This window comes from Achromobacter mucicolens (assembly GCF_902859725.1).
GTDB classification, from domain to species: Bacteria; Pseudomonadota; Gammaproteobacteria; order Burkholderiales; family Burkholderiaceae_B; genus Achromobacter; species Achromobacter mucicolens.
This window is the reverse complement of the sequence record NZ_CADIJP010000003.1, coordinates 94723-118389: the sequence shown is the minus strand read 5'-3', so window position 1 is coordinate 118389 and position 23667 is coordinate 94723. Positions and strand designations below refer to the sequence as shown.

The 23667-nt window shown below is 67.5% G+C and carries 24 protein-coding genes; 15 read left to right on the top strand and 9 right to left on the bottom strand.

Features of this window, described 5'->3' with window-relative positions; translation table 11 throughout:
- Positions 1-48 precede the first annotated feature (48 nt).
- The 3 genes from HV786_RS04165 to HV786_RS04155 form a co-directional block, all read right to left on the bottom strand.
- A complete protein-coding gene (locus tag HV786_RS04165) occupies positions 49-801 on the bottom strand; it encodes an amino acid ABC transporter ATP-binding protein (protein WP_128827256.1) in 753 nt (250 codons plus the stop codon).
- Positions 798-1478, bottom strand: coding sequence for an ABC transporter permease subunit (locus HV786_RS04160; protein WP_056327000.1), 681 nt, complete (start codon positions 1476-1478; stop codon positions 798-800). The genes HV786_RS04165 and HV786_RS04160 overlap by 4 nt, the downstream gene beginning before the upstream one ends.
- Before the next feature lie 84 nt (positions 1479-1562).
- Positions 1563-2345, bottom strand: a complete 783-nt coding sequence (locus HV786_RS04155) for an amino acid ABC transporter substrate-binding protein (RefSeq protein ID WP_063952100.1) — start codon at positions 2343-2345, stop codon at positions 1563-1565.
- Positions 2346-2532: 187 nt separating this feature from the next.
- Here HV786_RS04155 and HV786_RS04150 point away from each other — a divergent pair, with 187 nt between their 5' ends.
- Positions 2533-3618, top strand: coding sequence for a P1 family peptidase (locus HV786_RS04150; RefSeq protein WP_172802122.1), 1086 nt, complete (start codon positions 2533-2535; stop codon positions 3616-3618).
- Positions 3619-3694: 76 nt separating this feature from the next.
- Positions 3695-4324 carry a PAQR family membrane homeostasis protein TrhA gene (trhA, locus tag HV786_RS04145; protein WP_062838687.1) on the top strand — a complete coding sequence of 210 codons (630 nt, stop codon included), beginning with the start codon at positions 3695-3697 and terminating at the stop codon, positions 4322-4324.
- 33 nt (positions 4325-4357) lie between these two features.
- On the opposite strand, the gene HV786_RS04140 is transcribed toward trhA, so the two are convergent.
- On the bottom strand, positions 4358-4831 hold the full coding sequence (locus HV786_RS04140; RefSeq protein ID WP_128827257.1) for an Lrp/AsnC family transcriptional regulator: 474 nt from the start codon (positions 4829-4831) through the stop codon (positions 4358-4360).
- A 138-nt stretch (positions 4832-4969) separates the two neighbouring features.
- On the opposite strand from HV786_RS04140, the gene kynU reads away from it, so the two are divergent.
- Positions 4970-6220 (top strand): kynureninase, encoded by a 1251-nt coding sequence (gene kynU, locus HV786_RS04135; RefSeq protein WP_128827258.1) that lies wholly within the window; start codon positions 4970-4972, stop codon positions 6218-6220.
- Between the two features lie 77 nt (positions 6221-6297).
- Positions 6298-7704: an amino acid permease gene (locus tag HV786_RS04130; RefSeq protein ID WP_128827259.1), complete on the top strand. Its 1407-nt coding sequence runs from the start codon at positions 6298-6300 to the stop codon at positions 7702-7704.
- 65 nt (positions 7705-7769) lie between these two features.
- Here the strand turns inward: HV786_RS04130 and HV786_RS04125 are convergent, their stop codons facing one another.
- The 4 genes from HV786_RS04125 to HV786_RS04110 form a co-directional block, all read right to left on the bottom strand.
- Complete coding sequence (locus HV786_RS04125) at positions 7770-8180, bottom strand: VOC family protein (RefSeq protein WP_056326395.1); 411 nt, start codon at positions 8178-8180, stop codon at positions 7770-7772.
- A 68-nt stretch (positions 8181-8248) separates the two neighbouring features.
- A complete protein-coding gene (locus HV786_RS04120) occupies positions 8249-8938 on the bottom strand; it encodes a helix-turn-helix transcriptional regulator (protein ID WP_128827260.1) in 690 nt (229 codons plus the stop codon).
- Positions 8939-9050: 112 nt separating this feature from the next.
- Positions 9051-9908 carry a hypothetical protein gene (locus HV786_RS04115; RefSeq protein ID WP_128827261.1) on the bottom strand — a complete coding sequence of 286 codons (858 nt, stop codon included), beginning with the start codon at positions 9906-9908 and terminating at the stop codon, positions 9051-9053.
- 145 nt (positions 9909-10053) lie between these two features.
- Positions 10054-10521 (bottom strand): CopD family protein, encoded by a 468-nt coding sequence (locus tag HV786_RS04110; protein ID WP_175210068.1) that lies wholly within the window; start codon positions 10519-10521, stop codon positions 10054-10056.
- 171 nt (positions 10522-10692) lie between these two features.
- Here HV786_RS04110 and HV786_RS04105 point away from each other — a divergent pair, with 171 nt between their 5' ends.
- The 9 genes from HV786_RS04105 to HV786_RS04065 all read left to right on the top strand — a co-directional run bounded on the left by HV786_RS04105 (position 10693) and on the right by HV786_RS04065 (position 20247).
- A complete protein-coding gene (locus tag HV786_RS04105) occupies positions 10693-11202 on the top strand; it encodes a sigma-70 family RNA polymerase sigma factor (RefSeq protein ID WP_062838694.1) in 510 nt (169 codons plus the stop codon).
- On the top strand, positions 11181-12191 hold the full coding sequence (locus HV786_RS04100; protein WP_175210066.1) for a FecR domain-containing protein: 1011 nt from the start codon (positions 11181-11183) through the stop codon (positions 12189-12191). Before HV786_RS04105 ends, HV786_RS04100 begins: the two co-directional genes overlap by 22 nt.
- A 163-nt stretch (positions 12192-12354) precedes the next feature.
- Entirely contained in the window at positions 12355-14979 is a 2625-nt protein-coding gene (locus HV786_RS04095; RefSeq protein ID WP_175210064.1) for a TonB-dependent receptor, read from the top strand.
- Positions 14980-15061: 82 nt separating this feature from the next.
- Positions 15062-16108, top strand: coding sequence for a hemin-degrading factor (locus HV786_RS04090; RefSeq protein ID WP_128827262.1), 1047 nt, complete (start codon positions 15062-15064; stop codon positions 16106-16108).
- Positions 16109-16136: 28 nt separating this feature from the next.
- The gene (locus HV786_RS04085; protein WP_128827263.1) at positions 16137-16979 is read left to right on the top strand and encodes a heme/hemin ABC transporter substrate-binding protein; all 843 of its coding nucleotides are present in this window, start codon (positions 16137-16139) and stop codon (positions 16977-16979) included.
- A 25-nt stretch (positions 16980-17004) separates the two neighbouring features.
- Complete coding sequence (locus HV786_RS04080) at positions 17005-17979, top strand: FecCD family ABC transporter permease (protein WP_420809626.1); 975 nt, start codon at positions 17005-17007, stop codon at positions 17977-17979.
- The gene (locus tag HV786_RS04075) at positions 17976-18764 is read left to right on the top strand and encodes a heme ABC transporter ATP-binding protein (RefSeq protein WP_175210062.1); all 789 of its coding nucleotides are present in this window, start codon (positions 17976-17978) and stop codon (positions 18762-18764) included. Before HV786_RS04080 ends, HV786_RS04075 begins: the two co-directional genes overlap by 4 nt.
- A 77-nt stretch (positions 18765-18841) precedes the next feature.
- Positions 18842-19324, top strand: coding sequence for a YajQ family cyclic di-GMP-binding protein (locus tag HV786_RS04070; protein WP_056326426.1), 483 nt, complete (start codon positions 18842-18844; stop codon positions 19322-19324).
- A gap of 17 nt (positions 19325-19341) precedes the next feature.
- Positions 19342-20247, top strand: coding sequence for a LysR family transcriptional regulator (locus HV786_RS04065; RefSeq protein ID WP_128827264.1), 906 nt, complete (start codon positions 19342-19344; stop codon positions 20245-20247).
- A gap of 22 nt (positions 20248-20269) precedes the next feature.
- On the opposite strand, the gene HV786_RS04060 is transcribed toward HV786_RS04065, so the two are convergent.
- Positions 20270-21715, bottom strand: a complete 1446-nt coding sequence (locus HV786_RS04060; protein WP_175210060.1) for an AlkA N-terminal domain-containing protein — start codon at positions 21713-21715, stop codon at positions 20270-20272.
- 146 nt (positions 21716-21861) lie between these two features.
- Here HV786_RS04060 and HV786_RS04055 point away from each other — a divergent pair, with 146 nt between their 5' ends.
- Together HV786_RS04055 and HV786_RS04050 are read left to right on the top strand one after the other, a co-directional pair.
- On the top strand, positions 21862-22428 hold the full coding sequence (locus HV786_RS04055) for a methylated-DNA--[protein]-cysteine S-methyltransferase (protein ID WP_175210058.1): 567 nt from the start codon (positions 21862-21864) through the stop codon (positions 22426-22428).
- A gap of 83 nt (positions 22429-22511) precedes the next feature.
- On the top strand, positions 22512-23597 hold the full coding sequence (locus HV786_RS04050) for a tartrate dehydrogenase (protein ID WP_128827266.1): 1086 nt from the start codon (positions 22512-22514) through the stop codon (positions 23595-23597).
- The last annotated feature ends 70 nt before the right edge of the window (positions 23598-23667 follow it).

Below are 23667 nucleotides of genomic sequence, written 5' to 3'. Positions count from 1 at the left end.
AGCCTCGCAGAGGGTGTCAGACACCGAGATCCACTAGCCCCCCCGGATCTACGGCGCTTCCTGCGTCAGCGTCGAGATGAACGACGCAGTGCGTGGATCCTGCGGTTGTGAGAACACCGTGCGGGAATCGCCGGCCTCCACCACCACGCCGTCCAGCAGAAACACCACTTCCCGCGACACGCTCGCTGCCAGCCGCAAATCATGCGTGGCCATCAGCATCGTCATGCCTTCCGCGGCCAGCTGGCGCAGGACATCCACCACTTCCGCCGCCAAACCCGGGTCCAGCGCCGACGTCGGCTCGTCGCACAGCAGAACACGCGGCGCGGGCGCAAGCGCGCGGGCGATCGCCACGCGTTGTTGCTGGCCGCCGGACAGGTTTGCGGGCCACGCATCGGCCTTTTCCAGCATCCCCACCTTGCGCAGCAATTCCTCCGCCCGCGCGCGCGCACGATCGGCAGGCCATTTCTGCACCGTCACCAACCCTTCCATCACATTGCCGATCACGGTCTGATGCGGAAAGAGCTGGAAGTTCTGGAACACCATGCCGGTTTGCATGCGCACGGCCTGGACCTGTTCGCGCGTCAGCTTGCGGCCGGGTTCAAAGTCGACCGTTTCCGGTCCGATCTCCAGCCGCCCGCGATCCGGCACTTCCAGCAGGTTCACGCAGCGCAACAGCGTGCTCTTGCCGCTGCCGGATGGGCCGATCAGGGCGGTGACGCTGCCTTCGTCGATCTGCACATCCACCTGCTTGAGCACGGGATTGCCGCCGAAGGACTTTTCGATTTTTTCAAGCCGGATCATCGGGTCTTCTCGCTAAACATCGCGTGCTGGCCGAAGCGCCGCTCCAGCCGCACCTGCGCCGCGGACAGGACGGAGCTGAAGGCCAGATAGATCAGCGCGGCCTCGGTGTACAGGATCAGCGGCTCGTACGTGACCGCGGCGATGCGCTGGGCTGCCTGGAAAATCTCGGGCACCGTCAGCACGGCGGCGAGCGACGTGTCCTTGACGAGCGCAATGAAGGAATTGGACAGCGGCGGCACGGCCACGCGGGCCGCCTGCGGCAGGATGGTGCGGCGCAGGGCCTGGCCGCGCGTCATGCTGAGCGAATAGGCCGCTTCCCATTGACCCTTGGTGATCGATTCGATCGCGCCACGGATCACTTCCGAGTTGTAGGCGCCGACGTTCAGCGTGAAGCCGATGAGCGCGGCGGGCAGCGGGTCCAGCACGATGCCCACGCTGGGCAGGCCATAGAAGATCACGAACAGCTGCACCAGCAACGGCGTGCCGCGGATCAGCCAGACGTAAAAGCGCACCACGGCCACCAGCGGCGCGGGGCCGAACAGGCGGATCAGCGCCACCACAAACGCCAGCGCCAGGCCCAGCGCAAAGGACATCAGCGTGAGCGGCACCGTGAATACCAGCCCCGCGTGCAGCAGCGGCCAGAACGAATCCGCCATCAGCTGCACCCAGGCCGGCACCGACCATTCGCCTATTTTTGCCAGCAGCCAGTCCGGCAGGAAGGCGTGAAGCCAAGGGGGCAGCGTCATGGGCGCTCCAGAGGTTTACTGCGCGGACAGATCCGTGCCGAAGTATTTGACCGAGATGGTCTTGTACGTGCCGTCCGCCTTGATGTCGGCCAGCGCCTTGTTGATGGCGGCCTGCAGCTCAGGGTTGTTCTTGCGGATCAGGACGCCCGAGTTGCTGAACTCCGCCGTCTTGTCGGTGGCCGCGATCTTCACGCGGGCATTGGGCTTTTGCTTCTTGAAATCCAGGAACGACAGGTTGTCGTTGACGGTGGCCTCGACGCGGCCGGAGGTCAGGAGATCGATGGCTTCGTTAAAACCCTGCACGGCGACCACTTCGGCGCCGTGGCTCTGCGCCAGCTTGCCGAAATTACTGGTCAGTGTGTTGGCGGACTTCTTGCCCTTCAGGTCCGCGAAGGACTTGATGCTGGTGTTGTCGTCGCGCACGATCAGCACGGCGGCCGACGAGATGTAGGGATCGGAGAAGTCGTACTTCGCGCGGCGCGCATCGGTGATGCCCACCTGGTTGATGACGGCGTCATAGCGCTTGGCATCCAGGCCGGCGATCAGGCCGTCCCACTTGCCTTCGATGAATTGCGCCTTCACGCCCAGGCGCTCGGCGATGGCCCGGCCGATGTCCACGTCAAAGCCGGTAAGCTTGCCGGATGCATCGTGGAAGGTGAACGGCGCGTAGGTGCCTTCGGTGCCAATCTTGAAGACGCCCGCGGATTTGATCTGGTCCAGTTCGGACTGGGCATGGGCGGCGGACAGGGCGGCGACCTGGACGAGGCCGGCGATGAAAAGCGTACGAAAGAGTTTCATGGCAATGCTCCACGGATGATCACTGTGGAGAGCATGTGGGCCTGCAATGCCCTCCGGCGTAGCGGCACTCTAACAACCGGCCTATTTTTCCACAAAGCATAAGGAATAGTAAAAATATAGCCACAGGTCATATAGCGTTACCAGACGCCCGGCGCAGTCGGCTCGGGATCCTTCAGGCTTTACCTTGATGGAGACGGATGTGCAACAGCAATGGAACAGGCGAGCGTTCATGATGGCGGCCGCAGGCGCGGCGGCGGCGGGGTCGATGCCCGCGCAAGGCGCCGGCGGCGCGGCGCCGCTGCCGGGCGGCGGCAGCATCACCGACGTGGCGGGCTTGCGGGTGGGGCACTACACGGAAACGCGCCGGCCCACCGGGTGCACGGTCATCATTGCCGAAGCGGGCGCGACGGGCGGCGTGGACGTGCGCGGCGCGGCGCCGGGCACGCGCGAGACCGACCTGCTCAATCCGATCAACATGGTCGACAAGGTGCACGCGATCGTGCTGACGGGCGGCAGCGCGTTCGGGCTGGACGCGGCCTCGGGCGTGATGCGGTATCTGGAAGAAAAGAAGATCGGCTTTGATGTGGGCGTGGCCTTCGTGCCCATCGTGCCGAGCGCGGTGCTGTTCGACCTGGGCGTGGGCGATGCGTCGGTGCGGCCCGATGCCGCCGCGGGTTATCAGGCCTGCCGGGCCGCTACCGCCGACGCGCCCCAGGAAGGCAACGTGGGCGCGGGGGCGGGGGCGACCGTAGGCAAGCTATATGGTCCCCAGCGCGCCATGAAGGGCGGCATCGGCAGCGCGTCGCTAACCGTGGCGGGCGTGACGGTCGGGGCGATTGTCGCGGTCAACGCGGTGGGCGATGTGCTGGACCCGGCCACCGGGCGCATCCTGGCCGGCGCGCGCACCGCGGACGGCAGGACGCTGCACGACACCCGCGCGGCCATCCTGGCGGGCGATCTGCCCAAGTCCATGCGCGCGGGCGCGGCCACCACCATCGGCGCGGTGGCCACCGATGCGCGGCTCACCAAGGCCGAAGCCCAGAAGATTGCCGGCATGGCGCATGACGGCCTGGCCCGCACGATCAACCCCATCCACACCATGCTCGACGGCGACACGATCTTTGCGCTGGGCACGGGCGCGTCGGGCAAGACGGCCAACGTGATGCTGCTGGGCGTCATGGCGGCCGAAGCGATGGCAATAGCGGTGCAACGCGCGGTCCTGGCCGCGCGCGCCATCGAAGGCTATCCGGCCGCGGTGGATTTCGTGGGGTGATGCCGCTGTCCCGCCGCTGTCATATAAGCGCGCCATGATGACAGGCGCCGGCATGCCGCCGGCGCGGGGGGCGCACATGCAGGAAGGCGAACGACTCAATGGCGTGACGCATCTGGCCGGGCTGGCGCTGGCGGTGCTGGCATCCGGCGCATTGATCACGCGCGCGGCCGAGCTGCGGGTGGACACGCGCCAGATCATCAGCTGCGCGGTGTTCGCGGCGTCGATGATCGCGGTGTACGCGTCGTCTTCGCTGTTTCATTGCTCGCGAGGGCGCCGCAAGGAAATGTGGGCCAAGGCGGACCACTGCGCGATCTACCTGCTGATCGCGGGCACATACACGCCGCTGGCCTTTGGCCCCGTGGACCATCGTTGGGGCGCCGCGATGGGCGTGGCGATCTGGCTGCTGGCCTTCGTCGGCATCAGCCGCGAACTCTGGTGGGCGCGCAACGCGCCGCCCGCCTTGCCGCTATACCTGGCGATGGGTTGGCTGGGCGTGGCCTTTGCCGCCCCGATTGCAGGCGCGCTGTCGTCGGCGGGACTGACGTGGCTGCTGGCGGGCGCCGCCATCTATACCTGCGGCACGCTGTTCTACGCCAACGACCAACGCTGGCGGCATGCGCACGGCATCTGGCACCTCTTCGTCATGGCTGGCACGGCCTGCCACTTCGTGACGGTGTTCGGGTTTCTGGAGCACGCGCCGGTATAGCGTGTCCCGCTTCCGGACGGCGGACGGAAACCGCTAGCGCCAGGCTGCCAGCGGCAGCATGCCTTCACGGTTCTTCACCTTGCGCATGACGATATGCGAGCACAGATCGCGCACGCCCGGAATCTTGCTGAGCTTGTCTTCGACAAAATTCGAAAACGCAGACAGGTTGCGCGTGCGCACGGTCAGGATGTAATTGGACGCGCCGGTGACGATGCAGGCTTCGGTGATCTCGTCGTGCAGCGCGATGCCCGCCATGAATTCCTCGTGCCAGCCGGCGCGCGACTGGTCCAGCGACACATGGACGATGGCCTCCAGCTCGAAGCCCAGTTTTTCGGCGTCCAGCACCGCGCGGTAGCCTCGGATGAGCCCGGCTTCTTCAAGCGCGCGCACGCGGCGCAGGCAGGCGGACGGCGACAGCGCCACCTGTTCGGCCAGGTCCTGATTGCTGAGGTGTCCGTCCTCCTGCAGGCGGGCAAGTATGCGATGGTCTATGGCGTCGATCTGCATGGCGCAATCCAGTTCGAAAAATTGAAGACGAATGCAATTTAATGCGGAAAACGCGGGTAAGTCACGACCGATTTTGCAATTTTTCGGACTGGCTGCGCTGATAGCATGTATCCGGAATCCAGTTGGAAGGAACGGAACATGAACACTCGTGAAGCCTGCGTCACCGCCGATCGCCAGGACCCCCTGGCCCGCGTGAAAGAACAATTCGACCTGCCGCCCGGCGTGCTCTACATGGACGGCAATTCCCTGGGCGTCCTGCCCAAGACCGCCGCCGCCCGCGCCGCGCAGGTCATCGCGGACGAATGGGGCAACGGCCTCATCCGCAGCTGGAACACGGCGGGGTGGTTCGACCTGCCGGCGCGCCTGGGCGACAAGCTGGGCCGCCTGCTGGGCGCGCGCGAGGGCGAACTGGTGGTCACCGACACCACGTCGCTCAACATCTTCAAGGCGCTGGCCGCCGCGCTGCGCATCCAGCAGCACAAACAACCCGCGCGCCGCGTCATCCTGTCCGAGCGCGACAACTTCCCCACCGATCTCTACATGATCCAGGGCATGATCGACCTGCTGCAGCAGGGCTACGAAATGCGCCTGATCGACGACGACCTGCCGCTGGACAAGGCGCTGGACGATTCCGTCGCGGTCATGCTGCTGTCCCACGTCAATTACCGCAGCGGCCAGATGCACGACATGGCCGCCGTGACGGCGAAGGCGCACGAACGCGGCGCGCTGGCCATCTGGGACCTGGCGCATGCGGCCGGCGCGGTGCCTGTCGACCTGAACGGCGCCAATGCCGACTTCGCGGTGGGCTGCACGTACAAATACCTGAACGGCGGCCCCGGTTCGCCCGCCTTCATCTGGGTTGCGCCGCGCCATACCAAGGATTTCTGGCAGCCGCTGTCCGGCTGGTGGGGACACAGCCGCCCGTTCGACATGGCCGTGGCCTATGAGCCCGCGGGCGGCATCCGCCGCTACCTGTGCGGCACGCAGCCCATCGTGTCGCTGTCGCTGGTCGAGTGCGGCCTGGACGTGGCGCACGCCGCCGGCATGGACGAAGTCCGCAAGAAGTCGCTGGCGCTGGGCGACCTTTTCATCGACCTCGTTGAATCGCGTTGCGCCGGCCACCCGCTGACGCTGGTCACGCCGCGCACGCATGCCGATCGCGGCAGTCACGTGAGCTTTCGCCATCCCAACGGCTTTGAAGTCATGCAGGCATTGATCGCGCGCGGCGTGATCGGCGATTACCGCGAGCCCGAGGTTCTGCGTTTCGGCCTGACGCCGCTGTATTTCGGCTACGCCGACGTGTGGGACGCGGTCGACATCCTGAAGGACGTGCTGGACAACCGGGAATGGGACAAGCCCGAGTTCAAGCAGCGGTCCGCCGTGACCTGATCGCCGGAGATCACGCCTCATCGCGCCGGCCCCGGTGGCCGTACATCCAATAAGAATGCGCAGTACAGGAGGAGACAATGCAACAACAGAAGGGGTTCGGCCAGATCGCCGAACGCGAACAGGGACTCAAGCGCCGGCTGACGTCCGGCCAGATGAGCATGATCGCCATCGGCGGGGCCATCGGCACGGGGCTGTTCCTGGGCAGCAAATTTGCCATCGGCTTTGCCGGTCCCAGCGTGCTTATCAGCTATGCCATCGGCGGCGTCATCACGCTGCTGCTCATGGCCTGCCTGGCGGAAATGACGGTCGCGCATTCCACGTCCGGCTCGTTCGGCGCTTACGCCGAGCATTACATCGGCCCGCTTGCGGGCTTTCTTGTGCGTTATGCGTACTGGTCCTGCGTGGTGCTGGCCGTGGGCACAGAGGTCACGGCGGTGGCCAAGTACATGGCCTTCTGGTTTCCCGGCGTGCCGGGATGGCAGTGGGTCTGCGTGTTCTCGGCGGCGCTCATCCTCATCAATGCCCTGAGCGTGAAGGCGTTCGGCACGATCGAATATTGGTTCTCGACCATCAAGATCAGCGCCATCGTGGGCTTCATCATCCTGGGCGCCTATGTGGTCTGGGGCGATCCGCAGTACGGCACCGCGAACTACACCGCGCATGGCGGGATTTTTCCGAATGGCGTGTGGGGCATGTGGATCGCGGTCGTGATTTCGATCTTCAGCTATCTGAGCGTCGAGATGATCGCCGTGGCGGCGGGCGAAGCCGAAGACCCGGAACGTGCGGTCAAGCAGGCGTTTCGCGCCACCATCGTCCGGCTGGTCGTCTTCTATCTGCTGACGCTGGCGCTGATCCTGGCCATCGTGCCCTGGAATGAAGCCGGCAAGGACGGCAGCCCCTTCGTGAGGGTGATGCAGGTGCTGGATATTCCGGGGGCGGCGGGCGTCATCAATTTCATCGTGCTGGTGGCTGCGCTGTCGGCCATGAACAGCCAGCTCTACATCACCACGCGCATGATGTTCAGCCTGTCGCGGGCGGGCCACGCGCCGTCGGCGATGGGCCGGCTGTCCCGCAACGGCACGCCGCTGAACGCGCTGCTGCTGTCCACCAGCGGCATCGCCATCGCCACGGTGCTGAACGTGCTGTATCCGGAAACGGCCTTCACGCTGATGATGGCCATCTCGATGTTCGGTGCGCTCTTTACCTGGATGATGATCTTCGTGACGCATTACTTCTTCCGCCGCCGCTGGGTGCGGGAGGGCGGCGCGAAGCTGTCGTTCCGCATGCCGGGTTTTCCGGTGCTGACGCTGCTGGGCGCGGGGGCGATGCTGGCGATTCTGGTGACCACGTACTTCACCAGCGTCTTCAAGCTGACGCTGGTGTTTGGCGTGCCATTCCTTGTGCTGCTGGCCGCGGCGTACTACCTGCTCTTCAAGAAGCGCGGCGAAGCGGTGGCCATGAACGCGCGCCGGCAGCGTGCGTGATGCATCATCGGCGGCCGCGCTCATGGGCGCGGCCGTTTGCCGCCAATACGGCCGTCAAGATTTCTTCAAACGGCGGCGACCGCACGCTCTGTCCGGACGGCGGCCGGTTCCGGCGCGGGGGCGAAAACCCGCAGGCGGTGGCCGTCGGGGTCCAGCGCTACAAAGGTGCGGCCAAAGTCCATGTCGGTCGGCGCCTGCAGGATGGGCAGGCCGCGCAGGCTCCAGTCCACATGACGCTGGTTGACCGCGTCGGCATCCGCCACGGTGAATGCCAGTTCGGACGCGCCGCCGCGCCCGGCCGCGGGGGGCGCCACGGTGTAGCGCGACCACAATCCCAGCATCAATCCGGAGTCGAGCGCAAACAGCGCGAACGTGGGCGAGGATTCGACCGGCGGGCGCTGCAGCAGCGCGCTATAGAAGGCGGCGCTGGCCTGCGGCTTTTCCACATACAGGATGACGAAATTGGTGTCTGACATGATGCGCTCCAGGGGGGAATGCGCTCATGATAGGCAGGGGTACTGTCAGATTTTGGCAGTAGTCGATATCAATTCTTGCGGGCCTCGTGGTCGAGCGCGCGCCACTCCTTGAGCAGGATGTGGCGGCGCTTGGGATATCGGCCCGCAACCGTCAGCGTCGCGATGCGGTCGGTGCGGAAATGCCGGAAGTCTCCGCGCAGTTCGCACCAGGCCATCACCAGTCGCACGCTGTCGAAAAATCCCAGCGCGAACGGCCAGATGATGCGGTTGGAGTCGGCTCCCTTGTCATCGCGGTACGTGATTTCCAGCTTCTGTTCGCCGCGGATCGCCTGGCGGATCAGCGACACGTCCACGCGATCCGTGACAGCCACGGCGCTGGGCGCGACCAGCAGCGGGATGGCGTCGAGCTCGTCGCGCAATTCCTGCGGCAGCACCGCGCCGATCTTGGCCAGCGCATTGCTGGCGGCCAGCCCCAGGCGCTCGTCCGAACGGCGCGCCACCCAGCGCGTGCCCAGCACCAGCGCTTCGATCTCTTCGGTGCTGAACATCAGCGGCGGCAGCATGAAGCCGGGCCGCAGCACGTAGCCCACGCCGGGTTCTCCCTCGATCTCCGCGCCCTGGCATTGCAGGGTGGCGATGTCGCGATACAGCGTGCGCAGGCTGACGCCCATTTCGGCCGCAAGCCGATGGCCGCTGACGGGCAGGCGGTGGCGGCGCAGGGTCTGGAGCAGGTCCAGGAGGCGTTCAGTGCGGGACATGGGGGGCGGGCGCGGGGCGGACGGCGCAATACTGCCATGAAATGGCAGCAGGCGGGAACAGTCTGCCGCCGATCGTCCCCTACCTTCAACGCTGCCTGCCTACCTGCCCGGCCTAATTGCGGACCGGCTTGCCTGACGCGACGTCCAGCACCGACCCGTCCTCCAGGCTGACGCGGTAGATCTCGCGCACGACGTTGCCGGCAAAGCCGATCTCCACGATCGAGACATCCTTGAACGTGGTCTGGATGCCGTCGGGCAGCACGGCGTTGAACTTGTCCGATTCGGCCTTCATGGCTTCCTGCATGCGTGCGTCGTAGGGCGTCATGCTGTAGACCAGCGTGGTGTGCGGGTTGTGCGCGCGCACTTCCTTGCCGTCCTGCACGGTGTTCACGCCGCTTACGCCCAGCGTCTTGACCAGCTCCTTGCCGGCGTCGCTCATCTTGGCGTAGACCGGGCCCGTCACGCGCGGCAGCGGGCCGTCGCGCAGCGGGGCAAGGGCGGCGGTGGCCACGGTGTTGTAGCGCATCATGTCCTCGAAGCCCTGGCCGCTCTTGACCACGCCCAGGTCCAGCCACCACGGATGGCCCGCGCCCTTGGCGGCCTCGGTGGGATAGAAGGTCTTCAGGGTCACGGGCAGTGGTCCGGGCGGCTTGGGCAGCGCCTCGAGCATGCGCGCGGGCGTCTGCGGATCGGCGTTATGGATGTGGACCACGGTCACGTGCGGCAGGTTGGGCGTGTCGGCCTCGGTCTTCAGGCCGAGCGCGATGAGGTCCTGCTTGAGGGTGCCGTTGACCTTGGCGTCCAGGATGGCGTTGACCTCGGCCGGCAGGCGGTAAACCACGCCGTAGGTGGCCTTGTGCGCACGGAACCCGGGTTGGGCGAGGGCGCTGTTGTCGATGGGCTCGGCCTGGGCGGCGCCGGTGGCGGCGAGAAGGCCGATGGCGGCCAGATGCAATGCGCGTTTGATCATGGGTGTTCCCTGTTGTTGTGGACGTGACCCGCGAGAGTCATGCGCAGTGTGGCCAACGGGGATGTACGGCGTATTGCACCAAGGCCAAGATTTCTGATGGCAACCGGCAATTGTCCGATCGGTCCTGGGGCGGCACGCCCCGTCGCTACCCCAGGAACATGACGCCCACGATGGCGATGCCCAGCAGCAGGTTCACGCCGACCCAGCGCCGGATGCCGGCCATCGCCCGGCCGCCCGCCGGCCAGTCGGACGCCGCCACGGCCGCGGCCAGCCGCTTGTACAGCGCGAAGCGGATGTGGCCGAAGATCGCCATCATCACGATGCCGCCGCTGGCCATCAGCGTCCAGTTCCGGGGCATGAAGAACGCGCCGCCGGTCTGGGCGGCCTGGCTGGCTGACGCTCCGATCATCCAGGCGCCCGTCACCAGAATCAGAACGATGGCCGCCAGCACGGCGTTCAGAAACGGCCCCAGCACCGACGCCATGAGCGGCAACCGCACCGGGGGTTCCAGCTTGGCGGCCGCCGGCCGCAGAAAACAGTGGGCAAAGAGCATGCCGCCCACCCAAAGGATCACGGCCATGACGTGGACGAACTGCAGGACGGCGTAGAGCATGGGGATCAGCCTGTAGAAATCGGCGCCACGGAAGGCGGCGCGTGTCGTTGGGATGATATATGGCGCGAAGCCGACGCGCGGACTTGACCTGGATCATGGTTTTGCATTTAGAATGAGATTGATTTCTATTTGTAGTTGTGATTTTTGCAGTTGTGAGTCAGGGAGCCATCCGTGCCGAATTCCGTGCTCGCCTCGGGCGACGCCGTCAACCTGCTGTACCGCGCCCATCACGGATGGCTGCATGGCTGGCTGCGCGCCAAGCTGGGCAACAGCTTCGATGCCGCCGATCTTGCGCAGGACACGTTCGTGCGCGTATTGCGCCACCGGCACGAACTGGATGCGCTGCGTGAACCGCGCGCCTACCTGACCACCATCGCCAAGCGCCTGCTGCTGAACCACCATCGCCGCCGCTCGGTCGAGCAGGCTTACATGGAGGCGCTTGCGCTGATGCCCGAGGCGCTGGCGCCGTCCGCGGAGCAGCGCCTCATCATTCTGGAAACGCTGCAGGAGATCGAAGAAATGCTGGCTGGCCTGTCGCTGCCCGCCCGCCAGGCGTTCCTGATGGCGCAGCTGGAGGGGCTGAGCCACGCCGAGATCGCCAGCCGCCTCGATGTGTCGCTGCGCACCGTGCACCGCTACATCACCAAGGGACTCGAGCAATGCATCATGGCGGTGATGTGAGCGCGCAGGCCGATCCGGCGGGCGAACTGCCTGCTGTCGAACGCAACGTCGCGCGCGAGGCCGCGCGCTGGCTGTTGCGCCTGAGCTCGGAACGCGCCACCGACGCCGACGTCCATGCCTGCGCCCAATGGCGCGCCAGCAAGGCCGAGCACGAACATGCCTGGCAGCGGGCGCAGCGCGTGAACGCGCGTTTCGGGTTGATTCCGTCGGCGCTGGGCATGGCGACGCTGAATCGCCCGGACCTGAAGTCCCGCCGCGCCGCCCTGAAGACGCTGATCGCCCTGATCGTGGCGGGGCCGGCAGGCTGGGCCGCATGGCGGACCGATCCCCTGGACTGGCGCGCGGACTACCGCAGCGCCGCGGGCGAGCGGCGCGACGTGATGCTGGCCGACGGGTCGACGTTGCACCTGAACACCTCCAGCGCAGTCGACGTGCTGTTTGACGACGCGACGCGGCTACTGCGCTTGCGCGGCGGCGAGATCGCCGTGCACGCGGTGGCCGATCCCGCCAGCCAGCCGCGCCCGTTCATCGTGCGCACGCGGCTGGGCGATATCGAAGCCCAGGCCTCGCGCTTCTGCGTGCGCCAGGAGGGGGGACGCTGTCAGCTCAGCGTGCAGGAAGGGCGCGTGCGCGTCGCGAGCACCGGGCAGCCTGGGCATTACGTCGACGTGTCTGCCGGCGAGCAGAGTCAGCTGTCGCCCGGGTCCGTGGCCGTGGCCACGCCCGCGGACCCGCACGCCAGCGACTGGCTGCGCGGCGTGCTGTACGCCAGTGCGTTGCGGCTGGATGCCTTTGCGGCCGAACTGGGCCGCTACCGCCAGGGCATCGTGCGCTGCGATCCCGACATCGCGCACCTGCGCATTTCTGGCGCGTTCCAGTTGCACGACACCGATGCGGTGCTCGCCGCGCTGCCCGCGACCCTGCCCGTGCAGGTGCGCTATCGCACGCCGTATTGGGTGACGATCCTGCCGCGCGACGCCGCGGCATGAGGCCGGGCGAAGACATGGCAGGCCGCTCGCGCGTCGTGTTGGCGGGCGCGATTTTCAGCGCACCGGAATTTTTTCGAACATTGTTGTCCGGTTTTGAATTCACGAGGGTCATGGTCTGTATGGGCACACGGATGCCGATACCTGTTGGATCGAAAGGACGACCATGGCTTACTACCCCGCCGGCCGCGCAAGCGGCTCCCGATCAGCCCGAGGCGCGCAATGCCGGCTGACCCGTCTGACCGCCGCCGTGCACGCGGCGCTGGCCTTGTGCGCGGCATCCGCCGCGATGCTGCCGATGTCCGCCGCGCAGGCGCAGGGGGCCGCGGCGGCGCAGGCCGGCATGCGCGGCTACAGCATTCCGGCCGGGGCGCTGGCGGATGCGTTGCCGCGCTTTGCGGACAGCGCCGGCGTGACCGTGCTGTTCGATGCGGCGCTAGTGGGTCAACGGCGCACCGCGGGATTGCAGGGGGCCTATTCCGTGCATGATGGGTTCTCGCGTCTCCTGGCTGGCAGCGGACTGGGCGTGCAGGAACGCAGCGCGGGCGTCTTCGTGTTGCAAGCGCTGCCGCAGGGCGGCGTGACGCAGCTTGCGCCAGTGCGGATCGACGGCGAGGCCGCCGCTGTCACGCCAGCCTGGGACACCAGCACCGACCGCCGCCGCATGGACGATTTGCAGATCCGGAACTGGACCGACCTGGGTCGGCGCGCCGAACCTGGCGTGAACTTCAATCGCACGACCAACAGCATCAACATCCGCGGCCTGGACCAGGACCGCGTGCTGACCCGCGTGGACGGCATCCGCCTGCCCTGGCTGGACGACGGCGCGCGCGGCGTGAAGGGCGGCCTGGAGGCCGTGGACTTCAACAGCCTGTCGCGCCTGGACATCGTGCGCGGCGCGGACGCGACCGGCGGCGGCTCCGGCGCCATCTCGGGCATCGCCGACCTGCACACGCTGAATCCCGCGGACTTGCTGAGCGATGGCAAGACCTTCGGGGCGCTTGCCAAGACCGACTACGACTCGGCCGACAACAGCTGGGGCGCCAACGCCGCGCTGGCCGGCCAGATCCATAGCAACACGTTCTGGCTGGTGCAGGCGGGTGTGCGCAACGGTCACGAGCTGGACAACCGGGGCGACGTCGGCGGCTACGGCGCCACCCGCAGCAAGCCCAGCCCCGAGGACTACGACCAGCGCAGCTTCCTTCTGAAGCTGCAGCAGCGCGTGGACGGTGCGCATCTGTTCGGCCTGACGGGCGAATACTTCAAACGCAATGCCGACATCGACAACATGTGGGAGCAAGGCCCCGGCACCAGCTACCTCATCGGCGAAAACAGCACGCGCAAGGAAACCGAACGCGAGCGGGTGTCGTTCGACTACACGTACACGGCGCCGGACTCGGGCAGCCTCATCGACACGGCCCACGCCGTCGTGTACTGGCAGCGCGTGCGCCTGGACAACTCGCTCACCGGCATCCGCGGCGTCGACTCGCGTGCTCGCATTATTCCGGGCGATCCGTTCCGCTACGGCTTTCCCAACGGGCCTTATGGCCGCAGCAACTCGATCCAGCAGACGCTCTTTGGCGCCAGCACGGAATTGACCAAGCGCATCGCGGGCGCATCGGTGTCCCAGCTTTGGTCGTTCGGCGGCGAGTGGTACGGCAACAAGACCGAGCAGAATTCCAGCGGTTACGACAATTGCCCGGTGCTCCGCCCTGGCATGCCGGCGCCCTTCGGTCCGCGTGCGTGCGACATGCTGCATACCAACCAGGCCGACGTGCCGCAATCCAAGGGCGACCAGTGGGCGCTGTGGGTGCAGGACGAGTTCAGCTTTGCCGACGGGCGCTACACGTTGGCTCCCGCCTTGCGCTATGACCACTACGAGCAAAGGCCGCAGTCCACGGCCGGCTACGAAAGCAATCCCAACGCGGGCGCGCTGCCGCCCAGCAACAGCGGCAGCCGCTTCTCGCCCAAGCTGTTGGGCACGTGGCGGGCGGCCGAGCAGCTCAGCCTCTATGCGCAGTACGCCTACGGCTTCAAGGCGCCCAGCGCCACGCAGCTCTACACCAACTATGGCGGCCCGGGCACCTATCTGCGTGTGGGCAATCCGTACCTGAAACCGGAGACCAGCAAGGGCTGGGAGCTGGGTGCCAAGCTCGGTTCCGACGACCTGGGCGGTGCAGTATCGTTCTTTGATAATCGCTATCAGAACTTTATCGATGGCGATGTGCCGCTGAACGCCAGTTCGCCGCAGTGGCAGCCCGGTTGGACAGGCCAATATCCGCTGGGCGTGACGGGCAACGTCAACCGTGCCAAGGTCCGCATCTACGGCGCCGAGGCAAGCGCGCACTGGAAGTTCGCGCCGGGCTGGCGCACGTGGGGTTCGCTGGCGTGGGCAGTGGGCAAGGACGAGGGCACGGGGCAGTACCTGAATTCCGTGGCGCCATTGAAGGCGGTGCTGGGCGTGGGGTACGGCCGCGACGTGTGGGGCGTGGACGCCATGCTCACCACGGCGATGCAGCGCAACAAGGTCGAGTACCCCGAGGCGTCTGCCGATGCGCCCAATCCCGACTTCAAGGCGCCGGGCTATGGCGTGGTCGACCTGATGGGCTACTGGCGTCCGGCCGCGGTGAAGGGCCTGCAGGTGCAGGCGGGCGTCTTCAACCTGTTCGACAAGAAGTACTGGGAGGCCATCAATGTGCCGACCGCCGGCGCCACCGCAATTCCGCGCGCGGTGGACTGGTACACGGAACCGGGACGCAGCGTGCGCGTCTCGCTGACGTATCAATATTGAGTTCGGTCCGCCGCCATTCGGCGCTGACCGGACCCGGCGGCGGTTTTCAGCAATGTGTTTTGCACTGGCCGGAGGGCCTACGATGACGACTACCGATTTCACCACCCGCGCTGAGCAACTGCGCGCCCGCAACGAGGCGCTGGCCGCCTCGCAACCCGGGCTGCGCGCCCGCAATCTGGCGCAAGCCCACGGCGTGTCCGAGGCTGAATGGGTGGCCGCGGGCTGTGGCGGCGTGCAGGCGACGGCGCTCATTGGCACGCCGCAAGAGATCTTCCGCGAGCTGGGCACGCTGGGCGAGGTCATGGCGCTGACGCGCAACGACTGGTGTGTGCACGAGCGCCACGGCCGGTATGAGGACATCCAGGCCGACGGTCCGGTAGGCCTGGTGCTGGGGCCGGACATCGACCTGCGCGTTTTCTTTACCGCCTGGAAGTCGGCCTGGTCGGTCGAGCAGGACGGCCGCCGCAGCCTGCAATTCTTCGATGGCGCGGGCGTGGCCGTGCACAAGGTCTACCGCACCGACGGCACGGATGCCGCCGCGTGGGACGCGCTGGTTGCGCGATTTGCGGGCCAGGCGCAGTGGCCCGTCACGGAAACCTACGCGCCGCCCGCGGACGCCGCGCAGGTCGAGGACCCGCAGGCCTGGCGCGAGGCCTGGCTGGCCATGAAGGACACGCACGAGTTCTTCCCGCTCCTGCGCAAGTTCAAGGTGTCGCGCCTGGCGGCGCTGTCGGCCGCGGGCGAAGACCTGGCGCAGCCGGTGCCGGGCGACGCCGTCGAGCGGATGCTGCAGGCCGCCTCGGAATCGGGCCTGCGCATCATGTGCTTCGTGGGCAACCGCGGCATGATCCAGATCCATTCCGGACCGGTGCAGTCGCTGCGCCGCACGGGGCCGTGGTTCAACGTGCTGGATCCGAAGTTCAACCTGCACCTGGACACCACTGCGATCGCCTCGGCGTGGGTGGTTAACAAGCCCACGACGGACGGGTGGGTCACCTCGCTGGAGGTGTACGCCAGCACGGGCGACCTGATCGTGCAGTTCTTTGGCGAACGCAAGCCCGGTCAGCCGGAAATCCCGCAATGGCGCGAACTGATGGTTGGCCTGTGCAGCGCGCCGCTGGCCGCCTGAGCGTTGAGCGCATAAGGAAACGAAAGCGATGAAGAAATGGTTGGCAGTGGCGGCCTGGTTCCTGGCGGCGGGCGCGCACGCGGCGCCGCCCGAACGGGTGGCGACGCGGGTGGTGACGCTGGGCGGCAGTGTGACCGAGATCGTGTATCGGCTCGGGCAGGGCGGCAAGCTGGTGGGGGACGATCTGTCCAGCCTGTACCCCGAGGCCGCCACCAAGCTGCCGCGCGTCGGCTATTACCGTGCGGTGCCGGTGGAAGGCGTGCTGGCGCTCAAGCCGGATCTGGTCCTGGCGTCCGAGCAGGCCGGCCCGCCCGATGCGCTCAAGCGCCTGGGCGACGTCGGCGTGCGCATCGTCACGGTGCCCGATGCGCCGTCAGTGGACTCGCTGAAGGCCCGCATCCGCAACATCGCCGAGGCGCTGGACGTAGCCCCGGCGGGCGACGCGCTGGTGACCGAGATCACGCGCGACCTGAAGGCGGTCGAGGCAATTGCGGCCACCGGCGCCCGCGCGATCCTGGTCATCAACCGCACGGGCACGCTGCAGGGCGCCGGGGGCGGCACGGCGGCCAACGAGGTCATGACGATGGCGGGCCTGGCCAATGTGCTCAAGGACCAGCACGGCTACAAGCCCCTTTCGGCCGAGGCCGTCAGCGCGCTGGCGCCGGAGATCATCGTGGTGACGCGCACGTCGCTGGAAGCGTCCGGCGGTGTGGATAAGCTGCTGGCGCTGCCCGGCCTGGCTTCCACGCCCGCCGCGGCGCGCAAGCGCGTGATCGTCATGGACGACCTGCTCCTCTTGGGCATGGGCCCGCGCCTGCCGTTGGCGCTGACCGAACTCAAGCGGGAGGCGGCCGGTGTCATGGGGCGCTAGCGCAAGAAAGCGCGTCTCGGCACCGCTGGCGCTGGCCGTGCTGGGCGCTGTGCTGGTGGGGGTGGCGCTGGCCGCCAGCGCCAGCGGCGCGGTGCAGATTCCGCTGCGCGACATGCCCGAGCTGCTGTTTGGCAATCCCGCGCCGGACGATGCGCTGTGGCGCAATGTTCTGATCGACATCCGGCTTCCCCGGGTGCTGTTTGCGATGGTGGCGGGCGCGGCGCTTGCCATATCGGGCGCGGCGATGCAGGCGCTTTTTCGCAATCCGCTAGCCGAGCCCGGCCTCATCGGCATTTCGGCGGGCGGATCGCTGGGCGCGGTGGCCGCCATCGTGCTGACCGCGGGCGGCTTCTGGGTGCTGGCTCCGGCCGCCTTTGCGGGTAGCCTGCTTGCCACCTTCTGCGCGTACACGCTGGGTCGGCGCGTGCCCGGCATGGCGGGACTGCTGCTGGCGGGCATCGCCATCAACGCGGTGGCGGGCGCGATGATTGGTCTCTTCACGTTCGTGGCCAACGATGCGCAACTGCGCGACCTCACGTTCTGGACCATGGGCAGCCTGGCCGGCGCCAATTGGACGCTGCTGGCCTTTCTTGGGCCGTGGGTGCTGGCGATGTCCTGGTGGCTGATGCGCCAGTGGCGGGTGATGAACGCGCTGCTGCTGGGCGAACGTGAAGCGCAGCACCTGGGCTATGCGCTCAAGCGGGTCAGGGCGCAACTGGTGCTGGCGTGCGCGCTGATCGTGGGCCCGCTGGTGGCCGCAACCGGCGGCATCGGCTTCGTGGGCCTGGTCGTGCCGCATCTGGTGCGCATGACCTTGGGCGCCAACCACCGCTGGCTGCTGCCCGCGTGCGTGCTGGGCGGCGCGCTGGCGCTGACGCTGGCTGACTGGCTGGCGCGCGTGGCCGTCGTGCCAGCCGAGCTGCCGATCGGGCTGGTGACCAGCCTGGTGGGCGGCCCCTTTTTCTTGTGGCTGCTGGCGCGCGGCCGGAGGCATGGATGATGCTCGCGGCGGATGAGTTGGTGTTGACGCGCGGGGGCAACCGCATCCTGGACAAGGTGTCGCTGGCGGTGCGGCCCGGCGAAGTGGTGGGCCTGCTGGGCGCCAACGGCGCGGGCAAGTCGACGCTGCTGGGGGCGATGTCGTCCGAACTGCCGCCCGATTCGGGCACGGTCCGGCTGGGCGATGCCGACGTGCGGCGGCTGGCGCACCGCCAGCAGGCCCGCTTGCGCGCCGTGCTGCCGCAAAAGCCCGGGCTCAGCTTCGATCTGGACGTGCGCGAGGTGGTGGGGATGGGCGCCTATCCGTTTCCGGAGCTGTCGCCCGCGCAGGTGGACGCGCTGGTGGAGCAGGCGCTGGGCTGGGCCGACGTGGCGCATCTGCGCGCGCGCCGCTACCCCGAGCTGTCCGGCGGCGAGCAGCAGCGCGTGCAATTCGCCCGGGTGCTGGTGCAGTGCAAGGCGGCGCGCGGGCAGGGCGAACCGCGCTATCTGCTGCTGGACGAACCCACCGCCAGCCTGGACCCCAAGCACCAGGGGGATCTGCTGCGCGTGGCGGCGGGCCTGGCCCACGCCGGCGATACAGGGGTACTGGTGATCCTGCACGACATGAACCTGGCGGCGCGCTGGTGCGACCGGCTGTTGCTGCTGTGCGGCGGCCGCGCCATCGCGGCGGGCACGCCCGCGCAGGTGCTGACCCCGCGGAACCTGTTCCTGGCGTACGGCATCGACGCCCACGTCATGCCGCATCCCTTGCAACCCGAGCGCCTGCTGGTGGTGATGGCATGACGGCGTGACGCCGCGCGCGAGGCCGGTAAAATGGCGGGCATTGCATTTTTCCGCCAATTTTCACAGGATCCCGTGTCATGCCTACTTTTGACGTCGTCTCCGAAGTCGACAAACACGAACTGGCCAACGCCGTCGACCAGGCCAACCGCGAACTGGCCACGCGCTTCGATTTCAAGGGTACGGACGCCAAGTTCGAACTCGAAGGCTTCGTCGTGACCCAGGTCGCTTCCAGCGCGTTCCAGCTCAAGCAGATGCTGGACATCCTGCGCGGCCGCCTGTCTGCCCGCGGCATCGACGTGCGCTGCCTGGATGTGGCCGACCCGCTCGAAAACCTGGGCGGCGCCCGCCAGAAGGTCACGATCAAGCAGGGCATCGAACAGCCCGTCGCCAAGAAGCTCATTGCCGCCATCAAGAACGCCAAGCTCAAGGTCGAATCGCAGATCAACGGCGACAAGCTGCGCATTTCCGGCAAAAAGCGCGACGACCTGCAGACTGCCATCGCGCTGCTGAAAAAGACCGACGTCGACCTGCCGCTGCAGTTCGAGAACTTCCGCGACTGAGCGGCCGGTCCCCGCTGATGGGCCATTCCGGCGAGCTGCTTCTTGTGGTGGAACTTGCGCGCGCGGGCGGCATGTCGGCCGCGGCGCGTGAACTCGACGTCACGCCCGCCGCGGTCAGCAAGCGGCTGGCGCAGATCGAGGCGCGGCTGGGCGTGCGGCTGTTCAACCGCAGCACGCGGCGCCTGAGCCTTACCGCCGAGGGCGAGGTCTACCTGGAAAACGCCCGCCGCATCCTGGGCGAAATCGACGATCTGGATGCGCTCATCGCCAGCCGGCAGGCCGCGCCGCGCGGGCTGCTCAAGGTCAATGCACCGCTCGGTTTCGGGCGCAGTTACATCGCGCCTGCCATCGCGGAATTCGCGCAGAAATACCCTGAGGTCTCGCTGCAATTGCAGCTGACCGACCGGCCCGCCGACTTCGTGCGCGAGGCCTTCGACGTCGCCGTGCGCTTCGGCGATCTACCCGACACCAGCCTGATTGCGCGCAAGATCGCGCCCAACCGCCGCCTGGTCTGCGCGTCGCCCGGTTACTTGAAGAAACACGGCATGCCGGCCACGCCGCACGACCTGGCGCGGCATCAGTGCATCGTGCTGCGCCAGAACGAGGCGGCCTATGGCCTGTGGCGGTTCACCCGGGGCCGGCGCAGCGAAACCGTAAAGGTGCGCGGCAATCTCAGCAGCAACGACGGCGAGGTCACGCTGACCTGGGGGCTGGCGGGCCTGGGCATCCTGCAACGCGCCGAATGGGATCTGGCCCGCTACCTGCGCAGCGGCCGGCTGGTGCAGGTGCTGGAAGACTATGCGCTGCCGCAGGCGGACATCTACGCGGTGTTTCCTGAACGGCATCACCTGTCCGCGAAGGTGCGCGTGTTCGTGGACTTTCTGGTGGCGTACTTTGGCGAAGGCTCGGAGGGGCGTTGGTAAAGGCCGGCCGCCCATGCCGGGGTCAGGCCGTCCAAAGGTGCTGCGCCGCATAGGCGCGCCACGGCCGCCAGGCCTCGGACCGCGCCAATAGCTGCGCGGGCGTGTAGGGCCGGGATTCCAGCTTTTCCAGTGCGCGGATCAGGCCGATGTCCGCATGCGGAAACGCATCCGGTTCGCGCAGTTGCCGTAGCGCGATGTACTGCGCCGTCCATTCCCCCACGCCGCGTATCGTGCGCAGCCGCCGCACCGCGTCTTCCAGATCGACGGCGGCGTCAAAGAGATGCGGGTCCGCGACGGCGGCCGCGGCCACCGCCGACAGCGTCGCCGCGCGGCTGCGCGGCATGCCCAGCGATGCCAGCTCGGCGGCGGCCACCGTTGCGGGCTCGGGGAACACATGCGTCAGCGCACCGTCCGGTTGCGTCAGCGGCGCGCCGTGAGCCGCCACCAGCTTGCCGGCCAGCCGGATGGCCGCGGCCACCGTGATCTGTTGACCCAGCACCGCGCGGATGGCGAGTTCAAACCCGTCCCATGCGCCCGGCACACGCAAGCCCGGCCGCGCCTGCATCAGCGCCGTCATGACCGGATCGGCGGCAAACTGCGCGGCAATGGCCGTGGGGTCGCTGGCCAGATCAAAGACGCGGCGCAGGCGCGCAATGATCGCGGGCAGCGATTGCAGGCGGGGAAAGCGCACCGTCACGTGCAGCGCGTCGCCGGCGCCCGGCCGGACCGTGACCGTGCCCTGCGCGCCGTCCAGGCTGATGGTGCGCGCATAGGTGTCGCCGGTTACGGATTCCACCCCCTGGATGGCGCGCACCCGCAGGAAGGCCAGCATGGCTTGCCAGTCGTAGGGCGGGCGATAACGCAGCAACAGCTTGATTTCTCCGTCCCGTCCCGCGGGCACTTCCGGCTTGCCTGAACGCCGCAATTCGCCGGGCGCGCGGCCGAACAGGTCCAGGAATACCTCGTTGAAGCGGCGGATGCTGCCGAAGCCGGCGGCGAACGCGATCTCGGCCATGGGAAGCTGCGTTTCATGGATAAGCTGCTTGGCCAGCAGCACGCGGCGCGTCTGCGCGAACGCGACGGGCGAGGCGCCCAGATGCTGGCGGAATTGGCGGCGCAACTGCCGTTCGCCGATGCCCAGGCGCTGCGCCAGCACATCGACGCCGGCCTCGTCCAGCGCGCCCAGTTCGATGCGCTGCAGCGCGCGCGCCACGCCGGCCGGCAGTTCGTGGCCAGGGCTCAGTTCGGGCGCCGTTTCCGGACGGCAGCGCAGGCAGGGGTGGAAACCTGCCTCTTGCGCGGCCGCGGCGGTCGAGAAGAACGTGACGTTCTTGGACAGGGGCGTGCGCGCCGGGCAGACCGGCCGGCAGTAGATGCGCGTGGTTTTCACGGCCGTGAAGAAGCGGCCGTCGTAGCGGGCGTCGCGCACCTGGATGGCGCTGTAGCAGGCATCGTGGTTCAGGTTCATGAGGCGATGCTAACGCCGCCGGGCGGACGAGATCTAGCGGATTTCGGACGGGGATGTGAATGTCACACAGCTGTCCGAAAACCGCCAGCGCACGGTCGGGCCGCAGGTCTATATTGGCGGCTTAAACCCTAGCCCGGAGCGGCGTCATGCCCATACAGACCTTTCTGCTCGAACGCGTGCCTACGCCCATCGGCCGGATGCTCGTGCTGACGGATGCGCAGGACCACCTGCGCGCCGTGGACTGGGAAGACTACGAATCGCGCATGCACCTGCTGTTGCAGCGGCAGTATGGCCGGGGCGCGGTGCAACTGCAGAGCGCCGCGCAGCCCTCGCAGGCTAGCCGCGCGCTGCAAGCGTATTTCGACGGCGATGTAGGCGCCATCACGGATCTTCCGGTCGCCTTCGGCGGCACGCCGTTCCAGCAGCAGGTCTGGCGGGCGCTGCGCGGCATCGACGGCGGCTGCACCATCAGCTACGGCACGCTTGCGGCGCGGATCGCGCGGCCCACGGCGGTGCGCGCCGTCGGGCTGGCCAATGGCGCCAATCCGGTGGGCATCGTGATTCCGTGCCACCGCGTGATCGGCGCCAACGCCGCGCTGACGGGGTACGGCGGCGGCCTTGCCCGCAAGCGCTGGCTGCTGGCGCACGAGGCGGGCTGGCGCAGCGCGCAGCCGCCGTCGCCGACCCATTCCGCACTTTCAACTTCAGGTTGAAAATGTTGTGAATTTGGGCGCGTGCGCCACGCGCCGCGCTCGGTACAGTGCCAGCAGACTATTCCGCACGGAGCGCTGGCACCATGAAGACCTATCGCATTGCAACCATCCCCGGCGACGGCATCGGCAAGGAAGTAATTCCCGCCGGCCAGCGCGTCATGCAGGAACTGGCGGCCCAGGGCGGGCTGCGTTTCGAGTTCCAGGATTTCGACTGGGGCGGGGACTATTACCGCAAGCATGGCGTCATGATGCCGGCCGACGGGCTGGACGCGCTGCGCGACAAGGACGCGATCCTGTTCGGCTCGGCGGGCGACCCCGACATCGCCGATCACATCACGCTGTGGGGCCTGCGCCTGAAGATCTGCCAGGGCTTCGACCAATACGCCAACGTGCGTCCCACGCGCATCCTGCCGGGCATCGACGCGCCGCTCAAGCGCTGCACGCCCGAACAGCTGAACTGGGTAATCGTGCGCGAGAACTCCGAAGGCGAATACTCCGGCGTGGGCGGCCGCGTGCATCAGGGCCATCCCATCGAGGCCGCGACCGACGTATCGATCATGACGCGCGCCGGCGTCGAGCGCATCCTGCGCTTTGCGTTCAAGCTGGCGCAGTCGCGGCCGCGCAAGCTGTTGACCGTCGTCACCAAGTCCAACGCGCAGCGCCATGCCATGGTGATGTGGGACGAGATCGCCGTGCAGGTCAGCCGCGAGTTTCCGGACGTGACCTGGGACAAGGAACTGGTCGATGCCGCCACCGCGCGCATGGTCAATCGCCCCGCCTCGCTGGACACCATCGTCGCCACCAACCTGCACGCCGACATCCTGAGCGACCTGGCCGCGGCGCTGGCCGGCAGCCTGGGCATCGCGCCCACCGGCAACATCGATCCCGAGCGGCGCTATCCGTCAATGTTTGAACCCATCCACGGCTCGGCCTTCGACATCATGGGCAAGGGGCTGGCCAATCCGGTCGGAACATTCTGGTCGGTGGTGATGCTGCTGGAGCACCTGGGCGAAACCGAAGCGGCTGCACGGCTGATGCAGGCCATCGAAAGCGTCACCGCCGATCCCGCGCTGCATACCGGCGATCTGGGTGGGCGCGCGACGACCGAGCAGGTGACCCAGGCGGTCTGCGCAAAGCTGGCGGAATCGGCACAGGCCAAGGCGGCGTAGCGGGATTCCGGGTGCAGACTCCATGCACAGGTGTCGGTGTCTGACACCCTGCCCGCACCGGGCAACACAA

Excerpts from the sequence above, each read along its gene's own strand:
- HV786_RS04165 (WP_128827256.1), bottom strand. The coding sequence starts at position 801 with ATGATCCGGCTTGAAAAAATCGAAAAGTCCTTCGGCGGCAATCCCGTG.
- HV786_RS04155 (WP_063952100.1), bottom strand. The coding sequence starts at position 2,345 with ATGAAACTCTTTCGTACGCTTTTCATCGCCGGCCTCGTCCAGGTCGCC.
- HV786_RS04150 (WP_172802122.1), top strand. The coding sequence starts at position 2,533 with ATGGAGACGGATGTGCAACAGCAATGGAACAGGCGAGCGTTCATGATG.
- trhA (WP_062838687.1), top strand. The coding sequence starts at position 3,695 with ATGCAGGAAGGCGAACGACTCAATGGCGTGACGCATCTGGCCGGGCTG.
- HV786_RS04140 (WP_128827257.1), bottom strand. The coding sequence starts at position 4,831 with ATGCAGATCGACGCCATAGACCATCGCATACTTGCCCGCCTGCAGGAG.
- kynU (WP_128827258.1), top strand. The coding sequence starts at position 4,970 with ATGAACACTCGTGAAGCCTGCGTCACCGCCGATCGCCAGGACCCCCTG.
- HV786_RS04130 (WP_128827259.1), top strand. The coding sequence starts at position 6,298 with ATGCAACAACAGAAGGGGTTCGGCCAGATCGCCGAACGCGAACAGGGA.
- HV786_RS04125 (WP_056326395.1), bottom strand. The coding sequence starts at position 8,180 with ATGTCAGACACCAATTTCGTCATCCTGTATGTGGAAAAGCCGCAGGCC.
- HV786_RS04120 (WP_128827260.1), bottom strand. The coding sequence starts at position 8,938 with ATGTCCCGCACTGAACGCCTCCTGGACCTGCTCCAGACCCTGCGCCGC.
- HV786_RS04115 (WP_128827261.1), bottom strand. The coding sequence starts at position 9,908 with ATGATCAAACGCGCATTGCATCTGGCCGCCATCGGCCTTCTCGCCGCC.
- HV786_RS04110 (WP_175210068.1), bottom strand. The coding sequence starts at position 10,521 with ATGCTCTACGCCGTCCTGCAGTTCGTCCACGTCATGGCCGTGATCCTT.
- HV786_RS04100 (WP_175210066.1), top strand. The coding sequence starts at position 11,181 with ATGCATCATGGCGGTGATGTGAGCGCGCAGGCCGATCCGGCGGGCGAA.
- HV786_RS04095 (WP_175210064.1), top strand. The coding sequence starts at position 12,355 with ATGGCTTACTACCCCGCCGGCCGCGCAAGCGGCTCCCGATCAGCCCGA.
- HV786_RS04090 (WP_128827262.1), top strand. The coding sequence starts at position 15,062 with ATGACGACTACCGATTTCACCACCCGCGCTGAGCAACTGCGCGCCCGC.
- HV786_RS04085 (WP_128827263.1), top strand. The coding sequence starts at position 16,137 with ATGAAGAAATGGTTGGCAGTGGCGGCCTGGTTCCTGGCGGCGGGCGCG.
- HV786_RS04075 (WP_175210062.1), top strand. The coding sequence starts at position 17,976 with ATGATGCTCGCGGCGGATGAGTTGGTGTTGACGCGCGGGGGCAACCGC.
- HV786_RS04070 (WP_056326426.1), top strand. The coding sequence starts at position 18,842 with ATGCCTACTTTTGACGTCGTCTCCGAAGTCGACAAACACGAACTGGCC.
- HV786_RS04065 (WP_128827264.1), top strand. The coding sequence starts at position 19,342 with ATGGGCCATTCCGGCGAGCTGCTTCTTGTGGTGGAACTTGCGCGCGCG.
- HV786_RS04060 (WP_175210060.1), bottom strand. The coding sequence starts at position 21,715 with ATGAACCTGAACCACGATGCCTGCTACAGCGCCATCCAGGTGCGCGAC.
- HV786_RS04055 (WP_175210058.1), top strand. The coding sequence starts at position 21,862 with ATGCCCATACAGACCTTTCTGCTCGAACGCGTGCCTACGCCCATCGGC.
- HV786_RS04050 (WP_128827266.1), top strand. The coding sequence starts at position 22,512 with ATGAAGACCTATCGCATTGCAACCATCCCCGGCGACGGCATCGGCAAG.